This is a genomic window from Saccharothrix sp. NRRL B-16314 (assembly GCF_000716595.1).
Taxonomy (GTDB): Bacteria; Actinomycetota; Actinomycetes; order Mycobacteriales; family Pseudonocardiaceae; genus Actinosynnema.
In genome coordinates this window covers 1-24132 of sequence record NZ_JNXC01000059.1, presented here as the reverse complement: position 1 = coordinate 24132, position 24132 = coordinate 1, and the positions used below count along the sequence as shown (strand labels likewise).

13 protein-coding genes are annotated in these 24132 nt (G+C 74.4%); 12 read left to right on the top strand and 1 reads right to left on the bottom strand.

What is annotated here, in order from left to right:
* From OQ02_RS41780 to OQ02_RS38590, 12 genes are all read left to right on the top strand, one after another.
* A partial coding sequence (locus tag OQ02_RS41780; protein ID WP_231500438.1) for a response regulator transcription factor occupies positions 1-307 on the top strand: 307 nt, incomplete at its 5' end.
* Positions 308-520: 213 nt separating this feature from the next.
* Positions 521-4240 carry an AMP-binding protein gene (locus OQ02_RS38635; RefSeq protein WP_033443649.1) on the top strand — a complete coding sequence of 1240 codons (3720 nt, stop codon included), beginning with the start codon at positions 521-523 and terminating at the stop codon, positions 4238-4240.
* Positions 4219-6261, top strand: coding sequence for an AMP-binding protein (locus tag OQ02_RS38630; RefSeq protein WP_197043708.1), 2043 nt, complete (start codon positions 4219-4221; stop codon positions 6259-6261). The genes OQ02_RS38635 and OQ02_RS38630 overlap by 22 nt, the downstream gene beginning before the upstream one ends.
* On the top strand, positions 6258-11015 hold the full coding sequence (locus OQ02_RS40610; RefSeq protein WP_197043707.1) for a type I polyketide synthase: 4758 nt from the start codon (positions 6258-6260) through the stop codon (positions 11013-11015). Before OQ02_RS38630 ends, OQ02_RS40610 begins: the two co-directional genes overlap by 4 nt.
* Positions 11016-11019: 4 nt before the next feature.
* Complete coding sequence (locus OQ02_RS45315; protein ID WP_197043706.1) at positions 11020-13359, top strand: AMP-binding protein; 2340 nt, start codon at positions 11020-11022, stop codon at positions 13357-13359.
* Positions 13356-14105 carry a thioesterase II family protein gene (locus tag OQ02_RS38620; RefSeq protein ID WP_051773449.1) on the top strand — a complete coding sequence of 250 codons (750 nt, stop codon included), beginning with the start codon at positions 13356-13358 and terminating at the stop codon, positions 14103-14105. Before OQ02_RS45315 ends, OQ02_RS38620 begins: the two co-directional genes overlap by 4 nt.
* Entirely contained in the window at positions 14102-18493 is a 4392-nt protein-coding gene (locus OQ02_RS38615) for a non-ribosomal peptide synthetase (RefSeq protein ID WP_063747236.1), read from the top strand. The genes OQ02_RS38620 and OQ02_RS38615 overlap by 4 nt, the downstream gene beginning before the upstream one ends.
* Positions 18463-19647 carry an FAD-dependent monooxygenase gene (locus OQ02_RS38610; protein ID WP_033443647.1) on the top strand — a complete coding sequence of 395 codons (1185 nt, stop codon included), beginning with the start codon at positions 18463-18465 and terminating at the stop codon, positions 19645-19647. The genes OQ02_RS38615 and OQ02_RS38610 overlap by 31 nt, the downstream gene beginning before the upstream one ends.
* Positions 19648-19652: 5 nt before the next feature.
* On the top strand, positions 19653-20870 hold the full coding sequence (locus tag OQ02_RS38605; protein WP_197043705.1) for a cytochrome P450: 1218 nt from the start codon (positions 19653-19655) through the stop codon (positions 20868-20870).
* A complete protein-coding gene (locus tag OQ02_RS38600; RefSeq protein ID WP_231500437.1) occupies positions 20867-22045 on the top strand; it encodes an acyl-CoA dehydrogenase family protein in 1179 nt (392 codons plus the stop codon). The genes OQ02_RS38605 and OQ02_RS38600 overlap by 4 nt, the downstream gene beginning before the upstream one ends.
* On the top strand, positions 22042-22689 hold the full coding sequence (locus tag OQ02_RS38595; RefSeq protein WP_033443646.1) for a class I SAM-dependent methyltransferase: 648 nt from the start codon (positions 22042-22044) through the stop codon (positions 22687-22689). Before OQ02_RS38600 ends, OQ02_RS38595 begins: the two co-directional genes overlap by 4 nt.
* Complete coding sequence (locus tag OQ02_RS38590; RefSeq protein WP_231500436.1) at positions 22650-23768, top strand: NAD/NADP octopine/nopaline dehydrogenase family protein; 1119 nt, start codon at positions 22650-22652, stop codon at positions 23766-23768. The genes OQ02_RS38595 and OQ02_RS38590 overlap by 40 nt, the downstream gene beginning before the upstream one ends.
* A 27-nt stretch (positions 23769-23795) precedes the next feature.
* On the opposite strand, the gene OQ02_RS38585 is transcribed toward OQ02_RS38590, so the two are convergent.
* The coding region (locus OQ02_RS38585) for an HNH endonuclease signature motif containing protein (protein ID WP_033443644.1) at positions 23796-24132 on the bottom strand (337 nt) is incomplete at its 5' end.

Here is a 24132-nt window from a genome sequence, read left to right as displayed (position 1 = left end):
ATTGCGCACGGCGATGCGGGACGTGATGGCGGGGCGGTTGCACGTGCCGGCGGCGATGACCGCCGGCCTGCTCGCGGAGGTGCGCCGTCCGACGAAGACCGGTGCGTTGATCGGGAATCTGCTCACACCGCGGGAAGTCCAGACTTTGCGGTTGTTGTCGGAGGGCTGCAGCAACAAGCAGATCGCGAATCGTCTGGGTATCGGGATCAACGGGGTGAAACGGCACGTGGGCAACGTGCTGGCCAAGCTCAACTGTCCGAACCGGACATTGGCCGCGGCTGAGGCGGTTCGCCTCAGCCTGATCTGAGCCTGAACCCGAAGTCTCCGCACCGAAGTCTCCGCCGAAACGCCGCCCGGGGTCCGCCTCCGGGCGGCGTTCGTGCGTTCAAGGGAGGTACCCGGTCGGGCACCTCCCCGGAGGGGGCCTGGGGGGTCGGCCCGTTGGCGCTCTCGCGCTTCGACGCCGCGGTGGAAACGTCTGTGCCGACGACGCAGGCACCGCCGGACGGGAGTGCGAGCGATGATCGAGACCTCAACGGGTGTGGTCGACCTGCTCCGCGCCCATTGCGCCGCCTACGGGGATCGCCCCGCTGTCATCGAAGCCGGCCCGGACGGGCGTCCGGCGAGCACCCTCTCCGGGGTCGAGTGGGACCGGGCCGCCCGAGCGGTCGCGTGCCGGTTGCGGCCGGGTTCGCGGGTCCTGCTGCTGCCCACCGGCGGTGCGCTCTTCTGCGTCTCGCTCGCCGGCGTGCTCTACGCCGGTGCCTGCGCGGTGCCGGCCCAAGCGCCCGCCGCCCACCGGGACGGGTTCGTCGACATCGCCCTCGACGCCGATGTCGACGTCGTGCTGGCCGACGCCGCGACCGTCGCGCGGGCCAAGCCGAAATGGGAAGCGCGCAACGCCCGCCCGGTGGAGTGGGTCGTGATCGAGGAAGCCGGCGCGGGACCGGAGATCGACCGGCCGCGCCCGGTGGACGACGACGCGCCCGCGCTGCTGCTGTACTCGTCCGGTTCCACGGGGACGCCCAAGGGCACGGTGGTTCCGCGCCGGCTCTTGGGGACGTGGCTCGACGTGCTCGCCGAGCGCAGTGGCCTGCCCCGAGGGGGTTCGGTGGTCAGCTGGGCCCCGATGCACCACGTGCTGGGGCTGAACTTCGTCCTGCTGGCCGTCCACCGGGGCGGCGACCTGACGCTGCTGGCCCCCGAGGACGTGCTAGCGGAGCCGGGGGCGTGGCTGACCGCGCTGTCGGACGCCCGGCCCCCGGTGCTGTCGGGCGCGCCGCCGATCGGCTACCGGCGCTGCCTGGAAGCGCCGCCCGCCGACACCGCCGGCCTGGACCTGTCCGGTTGGTCGGTGGCCATCATCGGGTCCGAGCGGATCGATCCGGCGCTGTTGGACTCGTTCACGGCCGCGTTCGCACCGGTGGGCTTCGACCGCGCCGCCTTCTTCACCGCCTACGGCACCACGGACGTGATGATGGGCACCGGCGGCCTCCGCGCGGACGGACCGCGTGCCGTGCGGGTGGACGCCGCCGAGCTGGAGCGGCGGCGGGTCCGGGTGATCGGCCCGGACGACCCGGCCCGGGGCATCGACCTGGTGGCCTGCGGACGACCTGGCCGCGGCACCGAGCTGCTGCTGGTGGACCCGGACACCGCGACCCCGGTGCCGCCCGGCGCGGTCGGCGAGATCTGGCTGGCGGGCGACAGCGTCGCACCCGGTTTCTGGCGCAAGCCGCAGGAGACCGGTGACGTGTTCGGCGCACGCCTCGGCGACGGGTCCGGGCCGTACCTGCGCACCGGCGACCTCGGCTTCGACCTCGACGGTGAGCTGGTCGTCTGCGGCCGGGTCAACGACGTGCTGGTCGTGCGGGGGCGCAACCTCCTGCCGCACGACCTCGAAGCCTCCGTCCACGCGGTTCACCCGGGTCATCGGGCCGCCGCGTTCGCGGTCGCCCGGCAGGACCGCGACCACCTGGTGCTGCTCGTCGGCACCGGTCCCGGCGACGATCGGGACGCGGTGGCCGCGGCGGCGCGCCGGGCGGTGGTCGCCGACCACGAGGTGGAACCCGACGCGGTGATCGCCGTGCCCGACGAGGACATCCCGCTGACGCACAACGGCAAAGTCCGCCGCGCCGCGTGCCGCGCAGCCTTCCTGGCGGACGCCTTCACCGAGGGGACCGGCGCGGACAGGCCGTCGGGGACCGGCGCGGCCGACCCGGTCGGCGACCTCGTCGCCGGGATCCTCGGCGAGCCGCTGCCGCCGGGGGCCGACGACGTCGAGCTGGTCCGCACCGGCTTGGACTCGATGCGGCTGATCACGCTGCGCGCGGCCCTGGCCCGTGACCTCGGGCTCCGGATCACGATGCCCGAGCTGGCGGGGGAGACCGTGGCGGGCCTGCGCGCGCGAGCCGCTGCCGCCCCCGGTGCGGACCTCGCCGCGACGCTGGTCGCGGACCGGGGTGCGCAGCACGACCCGTTCCCGCTCACCGACCTCCAGCACGCCTACTTCGTCGGCCGCTCCGGCGGTTACGCCCTCGGCGGTGTCGGCACGCAGTTCTACGGCGAGTTCGACGCCGAAGGACTCGACGTCGACCGGCTCGCCGTGGCGTGGCGGACGGTGGTGGAGCGGCACGGTGCGCTCCGGTCGGTGATCCGGTCCGACGGCACCCAGCACGTCCTGCCCGACGCGCCGCCCGCGGAGATCGCTGTCGTCGACCTGCGCGACGCACCGCCGCACGCCGCCGCCGACCTCCGCGAGGAGTTGTCCCGGCGCACGTTCCGCGACGACGCCTGGCCGCCGTTCGACGTCCGCGTGCTGCGCCTGCCCGGCGGGGTCGACCGGGTCTGCGTCGCCCTCGACCTGCTGGTGATGGACCTCTGGAGCCTGCACGTGGTGTCCCGCGAGTGGGAGGCGGCGTACGCGGGCGAACCGCTGCCGCCCCCGCCGGGGCTGTCGTTCCGGGACTACGTGCTCGCCCGCGGTGGTGATCCCGCCGAAGAGGACCGCGCCCGGAGATACTGGCGGGACCGGTTGGCGGATCTCCCGCCAGGTCCGGCGCTCCCGCTCGTGGCCACGCCCTCGGCGCTCGACGGGCCGCCCCGGTTCACCCGGCGCAGCGCCCGCCTCGACGCCGCCGCGTGGTCCCACGTCGTGGACCGCGCCCGAGCCGCCGGACTGACACCGGCCGCGGTGCTCATCGCCTGTCACGCGGCCACGCTCGCGGCTTGGGGAGGCAGGCGGCGCTTCACCCTCAGCCTGCCGACCTTCGACCGCCGGCCGCTGCACCCGGACGTGGACCGGCTCGTCGGCGACTTCACCTCGGTGACGTTGCTGGAGGTGGACGTGCGGCCCGACGACAGCGTCACGGCGCTGGCCGAACGGGTGCAGCGCACGCTGCTGGCCGATCTCGACCACAGTGCCCACAGCGGTGTCGCGGTGCTCCGCGACCTGGCCCGGTTGCACGGTGACCTCGGTGAGGTGTTCGCCCCGGTGGTCTTCGCCAGCGCGTCCGGCCAGGCGGGCGGCAGCCGGGAGCGGATGCCGCTGCGCTGGCTGGGCGAGCAGGTGCACGGGCTCTCGCAGACACCGCAGGTGCTGCTCGACCACCAGGTGTTCGAGGACGTGGACGGGCTGGAGTTCAACTGGGACTGCGTCGAGGAGCTGTTCCGCCCCGGCGTGCTCGACGCCATGTTCGACGCCCACTCCGGGCTGCTGCGGGCCCTGGCCGCGCCGGACGGCGGCGCGTGGTCGGAGCCGCTGCCCGACCTCCGTCCCGCCGATCAGGTCCGCTTGGCCGACCGGGCCAACGCCACCACGGGGTCCGTCCCCGCCGAACTGCTGGCCGACCGGCTCGTGGAACGCGCCGAGCTCGACCCCGACGGCATCGCCATCGTCGCCGACGACACCACTCTCGATTTCCGCCGGCTGCGCGCCCACGTGCGTGCGCTGGCCGCGCAGTTGCGCGCCCGTGGCGCCGGTCCGGGCGAGATCGTGTCCGTGCGCCTGCCCAAGAGCGCCGCCCAGGTCGTCGCCGCCGTCGCGGTGACCCTGACCGGAGCGGCGTACCTCCCCTTGGACCCCGGTCTGCCGGCGGCGCGTCGGGACTTGTTGCTGCGCAAGGCCCACTGCTCGCTCGTCGTGGGGCTGGGCGACGACCTCCCCGTCCGGCTGATCCGGCGTACGTGTGCGAGCGGTTCGGTGTGGGTCCGGGTGATGTGGTGTTGGGGTTGTCGGCGTTGAGCTTCGACTTGTCGGTGTGGGACGTGTTCGGCGCTTTGGGTGCCGGAGCGACGCTGGTGCTCCCCCGAGCGGACGACCACCGCGATCCACGTCGGTGGCTCGACCTGGTGCGCGAGCACCGGGTGACGATCTGGAACTCCGTTCCCGCGCTGGCGGGCATGTTCACCGACTACGCGAACGGCGCCGCGACCGTTCCCCTCCGACTGGTGATGCTGTCCGGCGACTGGATCCCGCTGGACCTGCCCGACCGCATCCGGGCCTGCGCGCCGGACGCGCGCGTCGTGTCGTTGGGCGGTGCGACGGAGGCGGCGATCTGGTCGATCGCCTACGAGGTCGGCGAGGTCGAGGACGGGTGGGATTCGATCCCGTACGGGACGCCGATGCGCAACCAGACCTTCCACGTGCTCGATGACCGGATGCGGGAATGCCCGGTGCACGTGACGGGTGAGCTGTACATCGGTGGAGTCGGCCTGGCCGAGGGCTATCTGGGTGATCCGGAGAAGACGGCGGAGCGGTTCGTCCGTCATCCCTCATCGGGTGAGCGGTTGTACCGGACGGGTGATCTGGGTCGGTGGCGGCCGGAGGGCTTCATCGAGTTCCTGGGCCGGGAGGACAACCAGGTCAAGGTCGGCGGTTTCCGGATCGAGCTGGGCGAGGTCGAGGCGGCGCTCGCGGCCTGCCCCGGCGTGGCCCGCGCTGTTGCCGCCACGGCGGGGGACCGGCACAACAAGCGCCTGATCGCCGCCGTCGTCCGTGACGAGGGCAAGTTCCCCGCCCTGCCGGTGGAAGCCGAGGACGACCTGTTGAGCGGCCTCGAACGCACCGAGTTCCTGCTCGCCCGGCACGGGCGGCGCACCGATGTCGGCCAGACCGCCGTTCGGCTGCCCACCTCCGCACCACCGCCTCTCCGCAGCAGCAGGCGCGTCTACGCCGACCGCGCGCTGCCGTTCGCGGACCTCGCCGCCGCGCTGGAGCCGTTGCGCGCCCACGGCGGTGAGGCCCTGCCCAAGTTCGCCTACGCCTCGGCGGGCAGCGCCTATGCCGTCCAGACCTACCTGTGGGTGCGCGACGGCGCCGTCACCGGACTGGCCGGCGGGCACTACTACCACGATCCCGACACGCACAGCTTGGTGCCGTCGGCCGCGGGAGCGGACTTGCCCGGTGGCATCGGCTTCGGCGTCCCCGACCACACCACCGCCACGGCGGCGTTCACCGTCTTCCTGGTGGCCGACTACGCGGCGATCAGCCCGCTGTACGGCACGCGCGCCCGTGACTTCTGCCTGCTGGAGGCAGGTCTCATGACGCAGGTGCTGGAGGACACCGCGCCCCGCCACGGCATCGGGCTCTGCCAGTCCGGTCTGCGCGACCCCGGACGCGCCCTGCACACCGTTCTGCGCCTGGGGGAGGACCACGAGATCCTGCACACGCTCGTCGGCGGCGCCCTCCTGCCCGAAGGCGTGCCGCCCGACCTCCCCGCGCCGCGTCCCGCCGAGACCGACGCCCGGTTCGCCGAGCGGGTCCGCGAAGCACTCGTCCGGACCTTGCCCGCGCACCTGGTCCCCGGCTCGCTGGGCGTCCTGCGCTCCTTGCCGCTCACCCCGACCGGCAAGGTCGACCGGGGCGCGATCGCGTCCCTGATCGCCGCTCCGGTGGCCCGGCAGGCGCCGCCGTCGGGGCCGCTGGAAGAGACGGTGGCCGCCGCGCTGCGCGCCGAGCTGGGCCGGGACGTGCCCGCCACGGCCCGCTTCCTCGACGTCGGCGCCGACTCGGCGGTGCTCGTGCGCGTCTACCGCGCGCTCAAAGGCGAGCTGGGGGTCGACTTCCCGCTCGTCGCCATGTTCGAGCACGGCACCGTACGCGCGCTCGCCGCGCATCTGTCCCACGGCACGGCCCCGCCGGGGTCCGCGGTCCCCGACGCCGAACTGGCGCGGGCGACCGGGAAGGCCCGGCTGCAACGGGCCGCCAGGGTGCGGACCCGCCAGGAACCCGCGTCGGCGGGGGAAGGAGCGACCCGGTCATGAGCGAGACCTACCGTCCCGAGTCGGCCGTGGCCGTCATCGGCCTGGCCACCCGGGTTCCCGGCGCCGTCGACGCGGCGAGATTCTGGGCCAACCTGCGCGCGGGCGTGGAGTCGGTGACCGAGTTGGACGACGACACCCTGCTGTCGCGGGGCGCCGATCCGGCCTGGCTCACCGACCCGAGGTTCGTGCGGCGGGTGGTCGAGCTGGCGGACGTCGACCGCTTCGACGCCTCCTTCTTCGGGATGAGTCCCGGTGACGCGGCCATCCTCGACCCGCAGCACCGGCTGTTCCTGGAGTGCACGTGGCGCGCTCTGGAGGACGCGGGCTGCGTTCCGGGTGTGGGCGACGCCTCCATCGGCGTGTACGCCGCCGCGTCGCTGTCGGGCTACCTGATCGGGAACCTGTTGCGCGGCAGGGTCTACGACGCGTCACCGGACAGCTTCCGCTACCTGCTCGGCAACGACAAGGACTACCTGGCCACGCGGGTGGCCTACACCCTCGGCCTGGACGGGCCGGCCCTGTCGGTGCAGACGGCGTGCTCGTCGTCGCTGGTGGCGGTGCACCTGGCCGCCCAAGCGCTGCTGAGCCACGAGTGCGACGTCGCGCTCGCGGGCGGCGTCACCGTGCGCGTGCCGCACGGCGGCGGTTACCTCTACCAGGAGGGATCGATCTTCTCCGCCGACGGGCACTGCCGGCCCTTCGACGCGCGTGCCACGGGCACCACCATCGGCAGCGGCGCGGGCGTCGTCGTGCTCAAGCGGTTGGTCGACGCCGTGGCCGACGGCGACCGGGTCGACGCGGTCCTGATCGGCAGCGCGATGGCCAACGACGGGTCCGCCAAGGCCGGCTACACCGCGCCCGGCGTGCTGGGCCAGGCCCGGACGGTGGCCTCCGCGTTCGCAGTGGCGGGCGTGACGCCGGACGAGATCGACGTCATCGAGGCACACGGCACCGGGACCCTGCTGGGCGACCCGATCGAGGTGGCCGCCCTGCGCCGGGTCTTCGGCGACGGCGCGCGCCGATCCGCGCCGTGCCTGCTGGGCTCCGTCAAGTCGAACATCGGCCACCTGGACTCGGCAGCGGGCATCGCCGCGTTCGCCAAGGCGGTGCTGCAACTGCGCGCGGGTGAGGTCGCGCCGAGCTTGAACTTCAGCGAGCCGAACCCGGAGATCGACTTCGGCGACGTGTTCGCGGTGCCCGTCGAGGCGACCCCGTGGCCGGGTGACGGCCCGCGCCGCATCGGGGTCAGCTCGTTCGGGTTCGGCGGCACGAACGTCCACGCGGTGCTCCAGCAGGCCCCGGAGCCACCGCCCGCCGGTCCGACCCGCCCGGTCCACGTGCTGGCGCTGTCCGCGCGTGACGCCGCATCGCTGGACGGTGCCACCGACGACCTGGCCGCCGCCCTCACCGCCGACCCGGACCTGGGTGACGTGGCGCGGACGCTGCACACCGGCCGCACCGCCTTCCGCCACCGCCGGATCGCCGTGGTGGACGGCCGGAACGGGGCGGCGGACGTCCTGGGTGGACGCGACCCGCGCCGGGTCTTCACCCGCCGTGCCCCGGCCGAGGCGCCACCGCTGTGCTGGCTGCTCCCCGGACAGGGCAGCCAGTACCCCGGCATGGGCGCCGGGCTCTACCGCGAGGAGCCGGTCTTCCGCGAGGTGGTCGACACGTGCGCCGACGTGGTGCGCGAGGAGTTGGGCGGCGCCGACCTGCGGGAGCTGATCGCCGCCGGCGCGGATGCCGACGTGCTGCGGCAGACCTGCCACGCCCAGCCGGCCCTGTTCGCCGTCGAGGTCGCCGTGGCCGCGTTGCTGCGGTCGTGGGGCCTGGAGCCGTCCGCCCTGCTGGGCCACAGCGTGGGCGAACTCGTCGCCGCGCACCTGGCGGGCGTGCTGTCGCTGCCGGACGCCGCACGGGTGGTCGCCGCGCGCGGCAGGCTCATGCAGGACTGCCCGTCCGGGGCGATGGCGGCCGTCGGGCTGTCCGTGGAAGCCCTGCGGGACAGGCTGCCCGACGACCTGGTGCCCGCCGCGGCCAACGGACCCGAGATGAGCGTGGTCTCCGGTCCGGCCGACGCCGTGGCCGCGTTCACCGAAGAGCTGCGACACGACGGAGTGTCCACAAGGGACCTCCACACGTCACATGCCTTCCACTCCCCGCTGATGCGCGAGGCCGCCGAGGGCCTGGCCCGGGTGTTCGACGGCGTGACGCTCACCCCGCCGTCGGTGCCGGTGCTGTCGAACGCGACCGGCACGTGGCTGACCGGCGGGCAGGCGACCGACCCCGGCTACTGGGCACGTCAACTGCTGGAACCGGTGCGCTTCGCCGACGGCGTCGCGGCCGTCGCCGAGCGCCACGCCGGCGCCGCGTGGGTCGAGGTCGGTCCGGGGCACGCGCTGATCTCCCTCGTGCGCACCCACCCGGCCACCCGCGGCGCGGCCATGGTGCCGATGCTGCCCGCGGCGGGGGAGGACGGTGACGACGTGCACGCGGCGGCCACGGCGGCGGGCAGGCTCTGGCTGTCCGGGGCCGAGGTCGACTGGGCGGCGGTCGACGGCGGTGCGCGCCGGCGCCGGGTCGCGCTGCCCGGCCACCGGCTCCGCCGGGACCGGCACTGGGTCGACGCGGACCCGGCGAGCGGACCGGTGCCGAAGGCTCCTGAGCCCGTGATCGAGGCCGCCGGGACCGGGGACTCTTCCGGTGACCGTCCCGAGCTCGACGTGGCCTACCGCGAGCCCGAGGGGAAGCTGGAACGCGCTGTCGCGGCGATCTGGTCGGACCTGCTCGGCGTGCGCCGGGTCGGCGCCGACGACCCGTTCCTGGAGCTGGGCGGCCACTCCCTGCTGGCCATCAAGGTGGTCGAGCGGGTGCAGGCGGACCTCGGGGTGGCGATCCCGCTGCGCAAACTCGTCCACGCGGGCACGGTCGCGGAGGTGGCGGTGCTCGTCGCCGACCTGGGTGCCGCCGACCCGGGTGCCGCCGACACGCGCGAGCAGCGGCCCGACACCGTGATCACGGGAGTGGCGCGACCGGAGGACGCCGCGGAACCGTTCCCCCTCACCGGCATCCAGCAGGCGCAGTGGATCGGCCGGCAGGGCAGCTTCGCGCTCGGCAACGTGGCCGCGCACGTCTACTTCGAGGTGGCCGCCCAAGACCTCGACCTGCCCCGCCTGCACGCCGCGTGGCGTGCGGTGGAGCGCAGGCACGCCATGCTCGACGCGGTCATCACACCGGACGGCATGCAGCGGATCAGCCCCGACGCGGGCCCGTACGAGATCCGGGTCGTCGACCTGCGCGCTCACGACGCCGACCGGGACGGCGGACTGGCCGGACTGCGTGACCGGCTCTCCCACGAGATGCGCGACATCCACACCTGGCCGCTCTACGAGATCGTGGTGGCGCTGCTGCCCGAGGGCGAAGCCCGCGTCTTCCTCTCCTTCGACCTGCTCATCGCCGACATCGGCTCCATCAGGCTGCTGCTGCGCGACTGGGGCCGGGCGTACGCGAACGGACCCGACGTGCTCGGTCCGCTGGGCATCACCTACCGGGACTACGTCCTGGCGGCCGAAGGGGTGCGCGACACACCGGAGCACGCCGCGTCCCTGGAGTACTGGCGTGAACGGGTCGGCGGACTGCCCGCTCCTCCCGGCCTGCCGTTGGCCGCGCGGCCCGCCGACATCACCTCGCCCCGGTTCGGCACCCACAGCAGGCTCCTGCCGCAGGCGACCTGGCTCCGGCTGGTGGACGAGGGCGCGCGTCGCGGTCTCACGCCGTCCGCGGTCCTGCTCGCCGCCTACGGCGCGGCCCTGGGGCGTTGGACCCGCGAACGCCGCTTCACCGTCAACGTCACCGTCACCAACCGCCACCCCGTGCACCCGGACGTCGAGGACCTGGTGGGCGAGTTCGCCTCGTTCGACCTGCTGCCGGTGGACCTCGCGGGCGGAACGCTCGCCGAGGTGGCCACCGCGCTGCGCGACCAGAGCTGGACGGACCTGGAGCACCGCCACGTCGACGGCATGGACGTGCTGCGCGAACTGGCCCGCCGGGGGGTGCAGGGCGGCATGCCCGTGGTGTTCACCTCCACGCTGGTGCAGCAGGCCGAAGGCCCCGGCGAGGCGCTCCTCGGCTGGCTGGGCGAGATCGTCCACGAAGCCGCCCAGACGCCCCAGGTGTGGCTCGACGGCGCGGCCATCCAGGTCGCGGGCGGCGTGTACCTGAGCTGGTTGGGCGTCGACGCGCTGTTCCCCGACGGGCTGCTCGACGCGATGCTGGACGGCTTCGTGGCACTGCTGGAGCGCTTGGCGGAAGGTGAGAGCTGGGACGAGCGACCCGTCCTGCCGCTGCCGGACCGCGACCGCGCGCTCGTCGACGCGGCGAACGACACCGCCGCCGACGTGCCCGGTGGGCTGCTGGCGGACCGGGTGTGGCAGCGCGTCCGCGAGCACCCGGACGACCGGGCGGTCGTGGCCGCCGACGCACCGCACGGCCTGGCCTTCGGCGACCTCGGTGCGCACGCAGCCGACCTTGCCCACCGGTTGCGCGCGCTCGGCGCGGGTCTGGGCCAGTACGTCGCGGTGGCGTGCCCCAAGAGCGCGGCCCAGGTGGCGGCGGCGCTCGGCGTGCTCGCGGCCGGAGCGCCCTACCTGCCCCTGGACCCCGAGGCCCCGCAGTCACGGCGGCAGCACCTGCTCGACCGCGCGGGCTGCCGGGTCGTGGTGACTGTGCGAGCGGTTCGGTGTGGGTCCGGGTGATGTGGTGTTGGGGTTGTCGGCGTTGAGCTTCGACTTGTCGGTGTGGGACGTGTTCGGCGCTTTGGGTGCGGGCGCGACGCTCGTGCTGCCGGGCGACGGTGACCGGCGCGACCCTGGCCGGTGGCTGGAACTGGTGCGCGACAACGAGGTCACCATCTGGAACTCGGTACCGGCGCTGGCCACCATGTTCGCCGACCACGTGCTCGGCGTGCCGGGCGCCGCTGCGCTCCCGGTGCGCCTGGCGATGCTGTCCGGTGACTGGATTCCCCTGGAACTGCCCGAAAAACTGCGCGCGATCGCCCCCGACATGCGGGTCATGTCGCTCGGTGGTGCGACGGAGGCGGCGATCTGGTCGATCGCCTACGACGTCGGCGAGGTCGAGGACGGCTGGGACTCGATCCCGTACGGGACGCCGATGCGCAACCAGACCTTCCACGTGCTGGACGAGTCGCTGGACGAGTGCGCCGTGCACGTGACGGGTGAGCTGTACATCGGTGGAGTCGGCCTGGCCGAGGGCTATCTGGGTGACCCGGAGAAGACGGCGGAGCGGTTCGTCCGTCATCCCCGGTCAGGACAACGGTTGTACCGGACCGGTGATCTGGGGCGGTGGCGGCCGGAGGGCTTCATCGAGTTCCTGGGCCGGGAGGACAACCAGGTCAAGGTCGGCGGGTACCGGATCGAGCTGGGCGAGATCGAGGCCGCCATGGTCCGCCATCCCGCCGTGGTCGCGGCGGTGGCCGCCGCGCCCGGTGATCGCCACCACCGCAGGCTCATCGGTTACGTGGTCCCGGCCGCCGACGCACCCGACGGCGACCGGCTGGTCGAGGCGGTGACCGCGCACCTGCGCGCCGAGCTGCCCGCCTACCTGGTGCCGCCGACGCTGGTCGTGCTCGACCGGCTGCCCCTGACCGCCAACGGCAAGGTCGACCGGTCGGCCCTGCCGGACCCGGCGGCCGTGGCGACGAGCGTGGCCCAGGAGGACGACCAGGCCGTATCCGCCGCCGCCGACCTGCTCGGCCGGATCGTGCGGGAGACGCTGGGCCTGGAGTCCGTCGACGTCGGCCGCGGCTTCCTTGAGGTCGGCGGTGATTCCGTGCGGGCCGTGCAGATCGCAACGCGGGCACGCGCCGAGGGCCTGGCGATCGGCCTGCAGGACCTGTTCGAACAGCCCACGCTGCGGGCGGCGGCGGCGCTGGCGGGCCCGCGACCCACCGGCGGACCCGCCACGGGCGTCCCGATCCCGCTGACGCCGCACCAGCGGACCGCCGACCGGGCGGCCCGGGTGCGCGTCCCCGTGGACCGGTCGGTGACGGCCGAGGAGGTCACCGCCGCCGCCACCGCCCTGCTCGCCGCCACCCCCGCGCTGCGGTTGCGGCGCGAGGAGGACGTCCAGGTGGTCACCGATCCCGAGCCCGCGTACGTGCCGGTGGTCGACCTGTCCGCGTTGCCCGAGGACCGCCGGGACCGGGTGCTGACCGCGATGCTCGCCGAGATGGCCGAGGAACTGGACCCGGCGGGCACGGTCGCCCGGGCCGCGATCTTCGACCTCGGGGCGGAACAGGCCGTGTACTGGCTCGTGCACGACTTCGCCGCCGACACGGCCTCGCTGCCGCTGCTCGCCGAGCGGACGGCCTCGTTGCTCGCCGGTGGGCCACCTCCCGCACCCGGCGATGCCGCCGTCGAGTGGCTGCGCGCGGTCGACGACCCGTCCTCCGCGCCACCGCCACCACCGGCCGAACCCGGAGAGCTCGGCGCGGCGCGACTGGACGAGACCGAGACGGAGCGCCTGGCGGGGGTGTGCGCCGACGCCTACCGGATGACCCTCGCCGAAGCGTGCTTCGCCGCCCTGGTCCTCGTGCTGCCCGAGCCGACGGCCTGCCAGGTGCGGGTCGACGGCCGCGGCGCCCTGCCCGACGTCGACGCCACCGGCCACGTCGGACAGTTCACGCTGACCGGCTCGCTCGTCGCACCGGCCGGGGGCGTGCCGGGGCCGGACCTGCTCCTGCACGCCAAGTCCGCCCTGCGCGGGCTCGGCCAGGACACCGACCACGCGGCGGTCGGCTTCCACTTCGCCGGCGTCGCGCCCCTGCCGGAGGAAGCCGCGGGACCGGTCCTGACGGCCGCGGTCGTGGACGGCGCGCTGTCCCTGGCGTGGAACGGCCCGCTGGGCGGGCGTGACGCGACCACGCTCGCCGAGGCCACCGCGCACGCCCTGCGCGCCATCGCCGACCACTGCGCGGAGGACGGCACGGGCGTGGCCGACGCGGCCGACTTCCCGTTGGCGGGTCTGAGCGACGGCGAACTGGCCACCGTCCTCGCGGGTCTGTCGGACGGTGTGCGGTGACCCCGCCGCGCACGCGCCTGCTCTGCCTGCCGCCGGCGGGCGCGACGGCCCGCGCCTACCTGGACTGGCCGGTGCCCGGCTGGGTCGAGGTCGTCCCGATCGAGCTGCCCGGCCGGGGAAGCCGGTTCGTCGAGCACCCCCGGTCGGACCGCGACGGTCTGCTCGACGCCGTGCGCGCCGCGTTCCGCGAGGCCGCGTCGTACGGACCCTACGCGGTGTTCGGGCACAGCCTGGGCGCCCTCGTCGGCTACGAGTTGTCGCTGGACATGCAGGGCGAGGGCCTGCCGCCGCTGTGCTTCATGCCCGCCGGAGCCGGTGCTCCGCACCTGCCCGCCCGCAGCCGCACCGGCGGCATGAGCGACGGGGAACTGCGCGCCCACCTCGCCTGGCTCGGCGGCACGCCCGGCGAGGTGCTCGACAACGACGAGCTGATGGAGCTGCTGATGCCCACCCTGCGCGCGGACCTCGCCGTCGCCGAGACCTACCGCCCACGCACCGGAGCGCCGCTGCACTGCCCGATCACCGTCTTCGCGGGCGCGGACGACGAGGAGGCCCCGGTCGAGAACACCGCCGCGTGGGCGCGCTACACGTCCGCGGGCTTCGCCGTGCACGTGCTGCCCGGCGGGCACTTCTTCCCGAACACCGACCGCACGGGGCTGCTGCGGCGGATCGCCGCGGCACTGGCCTCCGCACACGCCACCGTTGCCCCCGACGAGGCCCGTTCGAAAGGAGGGACGCGCCGATGACCACACTGCGCGCTCCGGACGTCGAGGACGTCCTGGAACTGACCCCGGTCCAGCACGGCCTGCTGGTGCACTGCCTGCGAGCGCCGAACGCGGGCTACTACCTGGAGCAGATGACCTTCGCCCTGCGCGGGCCGCTCGACACCGGGCTGGTGCGGCGGGCGTGGGAGGCGATCGTGGCCCGCCACCCCGGCCTGCGCACGTCGTTCTCCTGGGAGGACATCAGCCGGCCGGTGCAGATCGTGCACCGGCGGGCGGTGCTGCCGCTGGACGAGGTCGACCTGCGGGGCCTCGACGCCGAGGAGCGGGAACGCGGGCTGGCCGACCACCTGCTCGACGAGCGCCGGCGCGGCTTCGACCTGGAGTCCGCTCCGCTGCTGCGGCTGACCGTCTTCCGCACCGGGGACGAGGAGTACCGCATGGCCTGGCGGTTCTCCCACCTGGTGATGGACGGCTGGTCCTTCGGCCTGATCATGGGCGACTTCATCCGGCTCTACAAGGCACTGCACCACGGCCAAGACCTCGTGCTCGACCCCGCGCCGTCCGCCCGCGGGTACGTGCGCTGGTGGCGCGACCAGGACACCGAGCGGCTGCGCGACTTCTGGACCGACCACCTGGCGGGCTACGTCCCACCGCCACCCCTGGACACCGGTGAGGACCCCGGACCCGCCGACGACTCCGTCCGCCACGGCTACGTCGAGCGCGAGTCCGGCCCGCTGGCGGCCCGCCTGGCGACGCTGGCCCGCGAACGCCGGTTGACGCTGAACACCCTCGTGCAGGGCGCGTGGACGCTCGTCCTCTCCCGTTCCTACGGCAGGCGTGACGTGGTCGTGGGCGCGACGATGTCGCACCGGCCCGCCGAGATCGCGGGCTGCGAGGCGGTGGTGGGGCCGCTGATCGTGACCCTGCCGGTGCGCGTCCAGGTCGACCCGGACGCGTCCGCGGCGACGTGGCTGACCGAGCTCCAGTCCCGCATCCTCGCCGCGCGCGAGCACGCCGGGGCGACGCTGCCCGACATCCGCCGGTGGAGCCCCGTCCGCGCGCCCGCCGCGCTCTTCGAGACCATCGTCTCGTACGAGAACGTGCCCATCCCGGAGATCTCCTTCGCCGACGAGGGCTTGGAGCTGCTGGGCTACCGGGTCGACGGCCGGCCGCAGTACCCGATGAGCCTGATCGCCCTGCCCGGCGACGACCTGCCGCTGCGGGTGATCTACGACCGGACCCGGTTCGGCGAGGCGGGCGCCCGGCGCATGCTCGACCGGCTCGTCACCACCCTGGAGGCCTTCGCCGACGACCCCGACGTCCTGCTGGGACACCTCGACGTGGTCGGACCGGAGGAGCGGCGCCGCGTCCTCGACCTGGCCGGCCCGCGCGGCGAGGTGGAACCGGACGCGCCGTCGTTGCCCGAGGCCGTCCGGAGGCACGCCAAGTCCTCACCCGACCGCGTGGCGGTGACCGGACCCGACGGCTCGCTCACCTACGCCGACCTGGTGGCGCTCGCGGACCGCGTCTGCGCCGCCCTGCGTGCGAAGGGCATCGGCTCCGGCGACCGCGTCCTGGTGCGCACCCGTCGCGGTGTCCGGCACGTCGCCGCGGTGCTCGGCGTGCTCGGCGCGGGCGCTGCCTACGTGCCGCTGGACCCGGACCACCCCGCCACCCGGCACCGCGCCGTGGCAGTCGCCTGTGAAGCCCGAGCGGTGGTCGCAGAGCAGGGCACGGGAGAGGACCTGGACCTGCCGGTCGTCGACCTCGACGGCGACCTGCCCGACCGCGCCGTCCCGGTGCAGGTGGCCCCCGACGCCCCCGCGTACGTCCTGCACACGTCCGGGTCCACCGGCGTGCCCAAGGGCGTCGTGGTCACCCACCACAACGTGCTGCGCCTGGTGGCGGGCGCACGGCAGCGACTGGGACTGCGCGACGACGACGTCTGGTCCCAGTTCTTCTCACCCGCTTTCGACGGCGCCGCATGGGAGACGTGGGGCGCCCTGGTCACCGGCGGACGGCTGGTGGTCGTGCCCGCCGACACCGCACGCGATCCCGACGCCCTGCGGCAGCTGTTGGCCGACGAACAGGTCACGGTGTGCACGCTGTCGCCGTCGGCGCTGCGCCAAGTGCCGACCGACGGGCCGGACCTCGCCCTGCGGGTGGTGGTCCTGGGCGGGGAGAAGGTGGAACCCGCCACGCTCGTGGACTGGCTCGCGAGCACCGGCGACGTCACGACCGTCAACGCGTACGGGCCGACCGAGGCCACGGTGTGGGTGTGCGGGCACCGGCTGACCGCCGAGGAGGCCGCAGACCCGGAAGCCCGCTCCCGCATCGGCGTGCCGCTGCCCGACACCGCCATCGTCCTCACCGATCCCGACGGCCTGCCGACGCCGTTGGGCGCGCCGGGGGAGATGTGGTTGTGCGGTCCGGGCGTGGCCGCGGGTTACACCGACGGCGACGCGCGCACCGCGGACCGGTTCGGCCGAGTCCCGCTGCCCGAGCTGGCCCACCTGCGCGCCTACCGCAGCGGCGACCTCGCCCGCTGGACCGAGGACGGCGAACTGGAGTTCCTGGGCCGCGCCGACGACCAGGTGAAGGTCCGCGGCCACCGCGTCGAGCTCGGGGAGGTCGAACACCACCTGCACGCGGTGCCCGGGGTCCGGGCCGCCGTGGCCACGGTCCGCAACCCGTCGACCGGCGGCACGCTGGCCGCGTACGTCGTGCCCGACGCGGGCGCGGACGCCGAGCAGCTGCCGGCGGCGGTCCGCGCCCGGTGCGCCGCGGTGCTCCCCGACTACCTGGTCCCCGACACCGTCACCGTGCTGGAGCGCATCCCGTTGCGCGACAACGGAAAGGTCGACCGTGCCGCCCTCCCGGCCCCCGGCGGGACGGCCGACGGGCGCACCGCGCCGCGCAGCGCCACCGAGGCGCACCTGGTCGAGCTCTTCACCGAGCTGTTGAAGGTCACCGCCGTCGGCGTCGAGGACAACCTGCACGACCTCGGCCTGCACTCGCTGATCGCGACCCGCGTGGTCAGCCGGATCAGGTCGCGCTGGCGGGTGTCGATCCCGCTGAGCACCCTCTTCGAGTCGCCCACCGTCGCGGCCCTGGCAGCCCTCGTGGACGGCGGCGGCGTCCCCGCCGCCGGTCCGGACCGGCCGGGTGCGGCCGACTTGGCCGGCGAGGCCGTCCTCGCGCCCGAGCTGACCTGCGCGGGCGGTCACGCGTGGCCGCACGACCCGCGCACGGTCCTGGTCACCGGCGCCACCGGGTTCCCCGGCGCGCGGCTGGTGGTCGAAGTCCTGCGCACGACCAGCGCGGACGTGCACTGCCTGGTGCGCGCCACCGACGACGTCGCGGCGCGGGCACGGGTGGAAGAGCACCTGCGCGAGCTGGGTTGGTGGGAGGACCGGTTCGAGGGCCGCCTGCACGGTGTCGCGGGCGACCTCGCCCGCCCGGCCCTGGGGGTCGGGGAGGACAGGTTCGCCGACCTCGCCCGTGCCGACGAGGTCTTCCACTTCGGCGCGCACGTCAACTTCCTCTACCCCTACCGGCGGCTGCGGGCGAGCAACGTCGAGGGCACCACCGAGATCATCCGGCTCGCCATGACCGGCACGCCGTCGGTGCTGCACCACGTCTCCGGCGTCGGTGTCTTCCCCGCCCGCCCGGCCGCCGAGGGCCAGTACCGCGGCGTGGAGGTGGACCTCGACCCGGTGGCCCCGGTGCTGCCCAACGGCTACACCGAGACCAAGTGGGTCGCCGAACGCCTGGTCACCCAGGCGCGGGACCGCGGGTTGCCGGTGGTGGTGCACCGGCTCGGCCGGGTCAGCGGCGACAGCCGGACCGGGGTGTGGCGGGCCGGTCACGACGCGCTGGCCGAACTGCTGCGCGCCTCGGTGGCACTGGGCGCGCTGCCCGCTTTCGAGGGCGTGCTGGACATGGTGCCCGTGGACCACGTCGGCGCGGCGATGGCGGCCATCGCCCGCAGGCCGGACGCGGCGGGCAGGGTGTTCCACCTGGTCAACCCCCGGCCGCTGGCGCTGGACGACCTGGTCGCCGGGTTCGCGCTCGCGGGCAGGCCGACCACGACGCTGCCGATGACCCGCTGGTACGCGCGGCTGCTGGAGCTGGCCGCGGACGAACCCGACACCGACTGGACGGTGGCCACCGCGCTGCTCAGCGAGTGGACGCAGCACGCCAGCCATCGGATGCGCGACCCCCGGTTCGAGTCCGGGCGGACCCGGGAGTTCCTGGGTGAGGACGTGCGGTGCCCGCTCGTGGACGCCGAAGTCCTCGCCCGCTACCTCGACCACCTGGGCCGCATCGGGTTCCTGGTCGAGCCCCGTGACACCACCTTCGAGGAAGGAGCACTGGCGTGGCCGAGCACACCCGTGGCCGGGTCCTGATCGCCGGCGGCGGCGTCGGCGGTCTCGCCGCCGCGCTGGCCGCACGTCGCGCGGGCGCCGAGCCGGTCGTCGTCGAGCGCTCCACCGAGCCGACCCGTTCGGCGGGAACGGCGTTCAACCTGTGGGGGAACGCCATCACCGCGCTGGAGCGGATCGGGCTGCGGGACGCCGTCCTCGCCGTCGGCGACCCGATCGAGCGGATGTGCCTGAGCGACCACCGCGGCCACCCGATCGGCGAGACCCCGATCGGGAAGATCGGCGCCGGGCTGGGCACCGCCTCGGTGAACATCCGCCGCGCCGACCTCGTCGGCATCCTGGCCGAGGCGTGCCGCGACGCGGGCATCCCGCTGCGGCTGGGCGCCGCCTGCACCGGGTACACCCCCGCGCTCGGCGGCGGGGTGACCGCGCACCTGGCCGACGGGGCCACCGAGCACGGCGACGTGCTGATCGGCGCCGACGGCGCCCGGTCGGCGGTGCGGCAGGTGCTGCTCGGCGACGGTGACCCGGTGGAAAGCAGCCACCCCATCCGCGGCATCGGCCGCATCGCGCCCGGGGTGCAGCCGAACACCGTCAGCATGGCCTGGGGACCGCGTGGCGGCGGTGTCGGCTGCTGGCCCCTCGGCGGGGACGCCGTGTCCTGGACAGTGGGCACGACGAGCGCCCTGCGTGCCCGCATCGCCGGTGGCACCCCCGTCAAGGACGCCGTGCTGGCGTTCCTGGCCGACTTCCCCGAGCACTTCACCGCGTTGGTGCGCTCCACCCCCGAGTCCGCCATCGTGACGAGCCCGGTGCTGGTCCGCCCGGAGGCCGGGCAGCGCGGCGTCGGCCCGGTGACCCTGCTCGGCGACGCGGCGCACGCCATGCCGACGGTCTTCGCCCAAGGCGCGTGCCAGGCGTTGGAGGACGCCGCCGTGCTCGGCGAGGAGATCGCGCGGACGCCGGACCTGGTGTCGGCGCTGCGCGCGTACGAGGCGCGGCGGGAGGCGCGGGTGGCGTGGCTGCGCAAGCGTGTGTTCACCATGGACCGGTTGCAGAAGGTGGAGAACCGCCTGCTGTGCAAGGTGCGGAACACGTTCACCCGCAAGGCTCCGGCGGAGAAGTCGGAACAGGGCTGGCGGGCCATGATGACCTTCGACCTGGCGCCGGCGGGGTGAGCGCCGTGGCACCGGTGCCGACCGTCGACCTGGCCGACCCCGAGCTGTACGCCAACGGCGACCCGGACGCGGTGTGGGCGGCGCTGCGCGAGAGCGACCCCGTGCACCGCACGGTCCAGGCGGACGGATCGGCGTTCTGGTCGGTGACCCGCCACGCCGACGCCCTTGCCGTCTACCGCGACCCCGACCTGTTCACGTCCGAGCGCGGCATGGTCCTCGGCGTGGACGCCGACCCGGCCGCAGGCCGGATGCTGGTGGTCACGGACCCGCCCCGGCACGGCGCGCTGCGCGCGATCGTCGCGGGCGCGTTCACCCCCAGGGTGCTGCGCAGGCTGGAAGCGGGGGTGCGCGGACTGGTCGGCGACCTGCTCGGCCGCGCCGTCGCCGCCGGCGGGGTGGAGTTCGTGGACGCGGTGGCCGCCCGGCTGCCGGTGGCCGTCGTCTGCGACCTGCTGGGTCTGCCCGCCGCCGACCACGACTGGATGTACCACCTGACCAGCACGGCGTTCGGCGGCGGCGACCCGAGCCTGGACGTCGGCCGCGTCAGCCCGTCCGAACGCGCCGACGCCTACGGCGAGATCTTCGAGTACTACACGGCACTGGCCGAAGCACGGCGCTCGGAGCCGGGTGACGACCTCGTCAGCGCCTTGGTGCACGGCCAGGTCGACGGTGCGCCGCTGGAAGTGGAAGAGGTGTTGCTGAACTGCACCAACCTGGTGATCGGCGGCAACGAGACCACCCGGCACGCGGCCTCCGGTGGACTGCTGGCCCTGGTGGAGCACCCCGAGCAGTGGCAGGCGCTGCGGGCCGACCCGGACCTGCTGCCGCACGCCGTGGAGGAGGTCCTGCGCTGGACCACACCGGGGATGCACGTGCTGCGGACCGCCACCGCGGACACCGGCATCGCGGGCGTCCCGATCGCGGCGGGGGAGCGGGTCGTCGTGTGGAACGCCGCGGCGAACCGCGACCCGGCTGTCTTCCCCTCCCCGCAACGGTTCCAGGTGGACCGGAACCCCAACCGCCACCTGACCTTCGGGCAGGGCGTGCACTTCTGCCTGGGCGCGACCCTGGCCCGCATGGAACTGCGCGTGCTGTTCGCCGAACTCGTCCGGCGGGTCGAGACCGTCGCGGTGACCGGCCCGGTGGAACGAGTGCCGTCGGCGGTCCTGCGCGGGCTGCGCCGACTGCCCGTCGAGTTCCGGACCGGGGAGGTGGCGGCGTGAGCGGACCGATGACCGCGGAGTCCTTGGCCGCCTTCACCGAGGGGGTGGCCGAGTTCGCCCGCACGCGGGTCGCGCCGCGCGCGGCCGGGATGGACGCGAAAGCGGCCTACGACCCGGAACTGCTCACCGAGCTGCGCGACGCAGGCCTGTTGGGCATCGAGGTGCCCGAGCACTACGGCGGACTCGGCGGCGGCCTGCGGCACACCCTCGCCGCGATCGAGGAACTGGCCGTGGTCGACCCGTCCGTCGCCGTCCTGGTCGACGTGCAGAACGCACTGGTGGCCGCCGCGCTGCTGCGCCACGGCAGCCGGGACCAGCAGCGCCGGTGGCTGCCACCGCTGGCGGCCGGGACGGTGGCGGCGTTCGCCCTGTCCGAGGACGGCGCGGGCAGCGACGCCTTCGCCATGACCACCCGCGCCGAACCCGTGGCGGGCGGCTACCGCATCGACGGCGCCAAGGCGTGGATCACCAGCGCGGCCGAGGCGGGCCTGTTCCTGGTGTGCGCGCGCACCGGCGGCGCGCTGACGCTGTTCCTGGTGTCCGCCGACACGCCCGGCCTGCGGGTCGGCCCGCGGGTGGACACGCTCGGCGTCCGGGCCAGCTCCACCTGCCCCGTCTGGTTCGACGGGGTGGTCGTGCCCGAGCAAGACGTGCTCGGCGGCCCGGGACACGGCGCGGAGCTGGTCATGGCCGTGCTGGACATCGGCAAGCTCGGCATCGCGGCCCAGCAGGTCGGCCTGGCCCGTGGCGCCCTCGACCACGCCCTGCGCCACGCCGCCACGCGCAGGCAGTTCGGCCGACCCATCGGGGCCTTCCAAGGCGTCCGCTTCCCGCTGGCGCGCGCCGCGGTCGAGATCGACGCGGCGAGCGCGCTGCTCGGGCAGGCGGTGGACGCGGTGGAACGAGGCGTCGACCCGACCGCCCGGATGCGCGCGTGCGCGGGAGCCAAGCTCTTCTGCGCCGAAGTGGCCGAGCGGACCGCGACCCTCGCCGTCGACGTGCTCGGCGGCCTCGGTTACACCGCCGATTCCCCGGTGGCGCGGCTGCACCGCGACGCCAAGGTCGGCGGCATCTACGAGGGCACGACCAACATCCAGCTGCGCACCGTCGCGGCGACCCTGCTGGCCGTTCCGGAGGCGGCAGGGCGGGACGAGGAAGGAAACCCAGGACGATGACCTCACTGGCGACCCGCGCGGTCGTGAACCTGCTGTACAAGTCGCCGTTCAACCCCCAGTCCAGCGACGACCCCGACGACGCCGTGCGTGCGCTGGTGGAGGGCGACGGCGCCCGGCCACCGGGGCGCGCGTTGGACCTCGGTTGCGGGCACGGCAGGCATTCGGTGTACCTCGCCCGCCACGGCTGGGACGTCACGGGCGTCGACCTCGTGCGCGACGCCGTCGAGACCGCGAAGGAGAAGGCCGCCGCCGCGGGCGTGTCGCCACGGCTGGTGCAGGGCGACGTGACCGAACTGGACGCCTTGTCGGTGCCCAAGGGGCTTGACCTGATCGTCGACGCGGGCTGCTTCCACGGCCTGCCCTCCCGCATGCGCGACCGCTACGTGCCCGGCGTGACGCGACGCGCCAACCCGGGAGCGCTGTTGCTGATGCTCGCGCTGGCCCGCCACCCGGTGCTGAAGGGCGCGCGGGAGGACGAGGTGCGCGCGCGGTTCACCGGCTGGGAGGTCGTCACGGCGGAAAGCCTGGCGGGTCAGGAGATGCTGCGCTACGGGACCGGCTCCCCGTTGCTGCGCAAGGCGTTCGAGAAGGGGTGGTTCGATCCGTGGCGCTATCTGTTGCGCCGGAAGCCGGCCACCGCGTGAGCGGCGATCCGGAGCCGGTCGCGGTGGTCGGCGCGGGCGGGGAGGGCTTGGCGTTGGCCGCCCACCTGTCCGCCGCCGGGCACGCGGTCACGATCTGCACGCGTGACCCGCGCCGGGTGGCCGGGATCGTCGCCCGGAGGCGCATTCGCGTGAGCGGGGAACTCGACGGCGAGTTCCCCGTGGTCGAGGTGGACCCCGTCCCGGCCTCGGCCCTGCGCGGGTGCAGGCTCGTGTTCGTCGCGACGGTCACCACCGCGTATCCGGCCGTGGCGGCCCGGCTGGCGCCCGTGTTGACCGAAAGCCACGTCGTGGTGCTGTTCTCCGGGAAGCTGTGCGGCAGCGCGGAATTCGCCCGGGCCTTGGCGGACGCGGGCGCGCCGGGGGTCGACGTGGTGGAGACCGACGCGCTGTTCGCGGCCCGCCCGGACGGCGAAGACGGCGTGCGCGTGCACGGGCGGAAGCGGTGGAACCTGTTCGCCGGTCTCACCCTCACCGCCGCACGCCGGCACGAGGATCTGCTGCGCGGGCTGTTCCCGGGCATCGAGCCCGCCCAGCACCTGATCGAGCGCGGGCTCGTCGACTTCGGGGCGGTGGCGCACGCACCCATCGCCCTGGTGAACCTGGCGCGGATCGACGGGGGTGAGCGGCTGCTGCTCTACCGCGACGGCATGAGCGAGCGGACGGTCGTGCTCCTGGAGCGCATCGGCCAGGAGTTCGTGGACGTGGGGGAGGCCTACGAGGCGAAGGTCCCGGCCCTCCACGAACTGCTCGACCTCTACTACGGCTGCCCGGCGGCCGGGACCGTGCTGGAGGCGATGCGCACGGTGAAGGCCTACGCGGACATCACCGCGCCCACATCGCTGGACCACCGGATGCTGCAAGAGGACGTCTCGTGCACCTTGGTCCCGATGATCGAGCTCGCCCAGCGGGTCGGGGTGAAGACGCCGGTCGCCGAAGCCGTCGTCACGTTCGCCTCGGTGCTGGCGGGTCGGGACTACCGCAGCGAAGGCCGCACGCTTGCGCGCTTGGGGTGGCACGGCCTCTCCGGGGCGGAAATCCTCGATCGGCTGCGCGCGTGATCGGCCGCCGACCGATCGCGTGAGGTGTCAGGCTGCGATGGATGTGGGTGGTCGGTGGAGGAGGTTCTGGCGCGGTAGCTGGGCGGGGTCGACGTGGCGCGGTGGGATGAACGTCGGTACCCCGCCGGTGAGGCTGATCTGCCAGCGTGAGTGGTGGACGAGGCTGTGGTGGGTGCGGCAGAGCAGCACGAGGTTTGCGAGGTCGGTGTCGCCGCCGTCGGACCAGTGGCGCACGTGGTGGGCGTCGCACCATTTCGGTGGTCGGCCGCAGCCGGGGAACGCGCAGCCCCGGTCGCGGGTGTGCAGCGCCTTGCGCTGCGCCACGCTCACCGTCCGCTTCGTCCGCCCCAGGTCCAGCACCTCG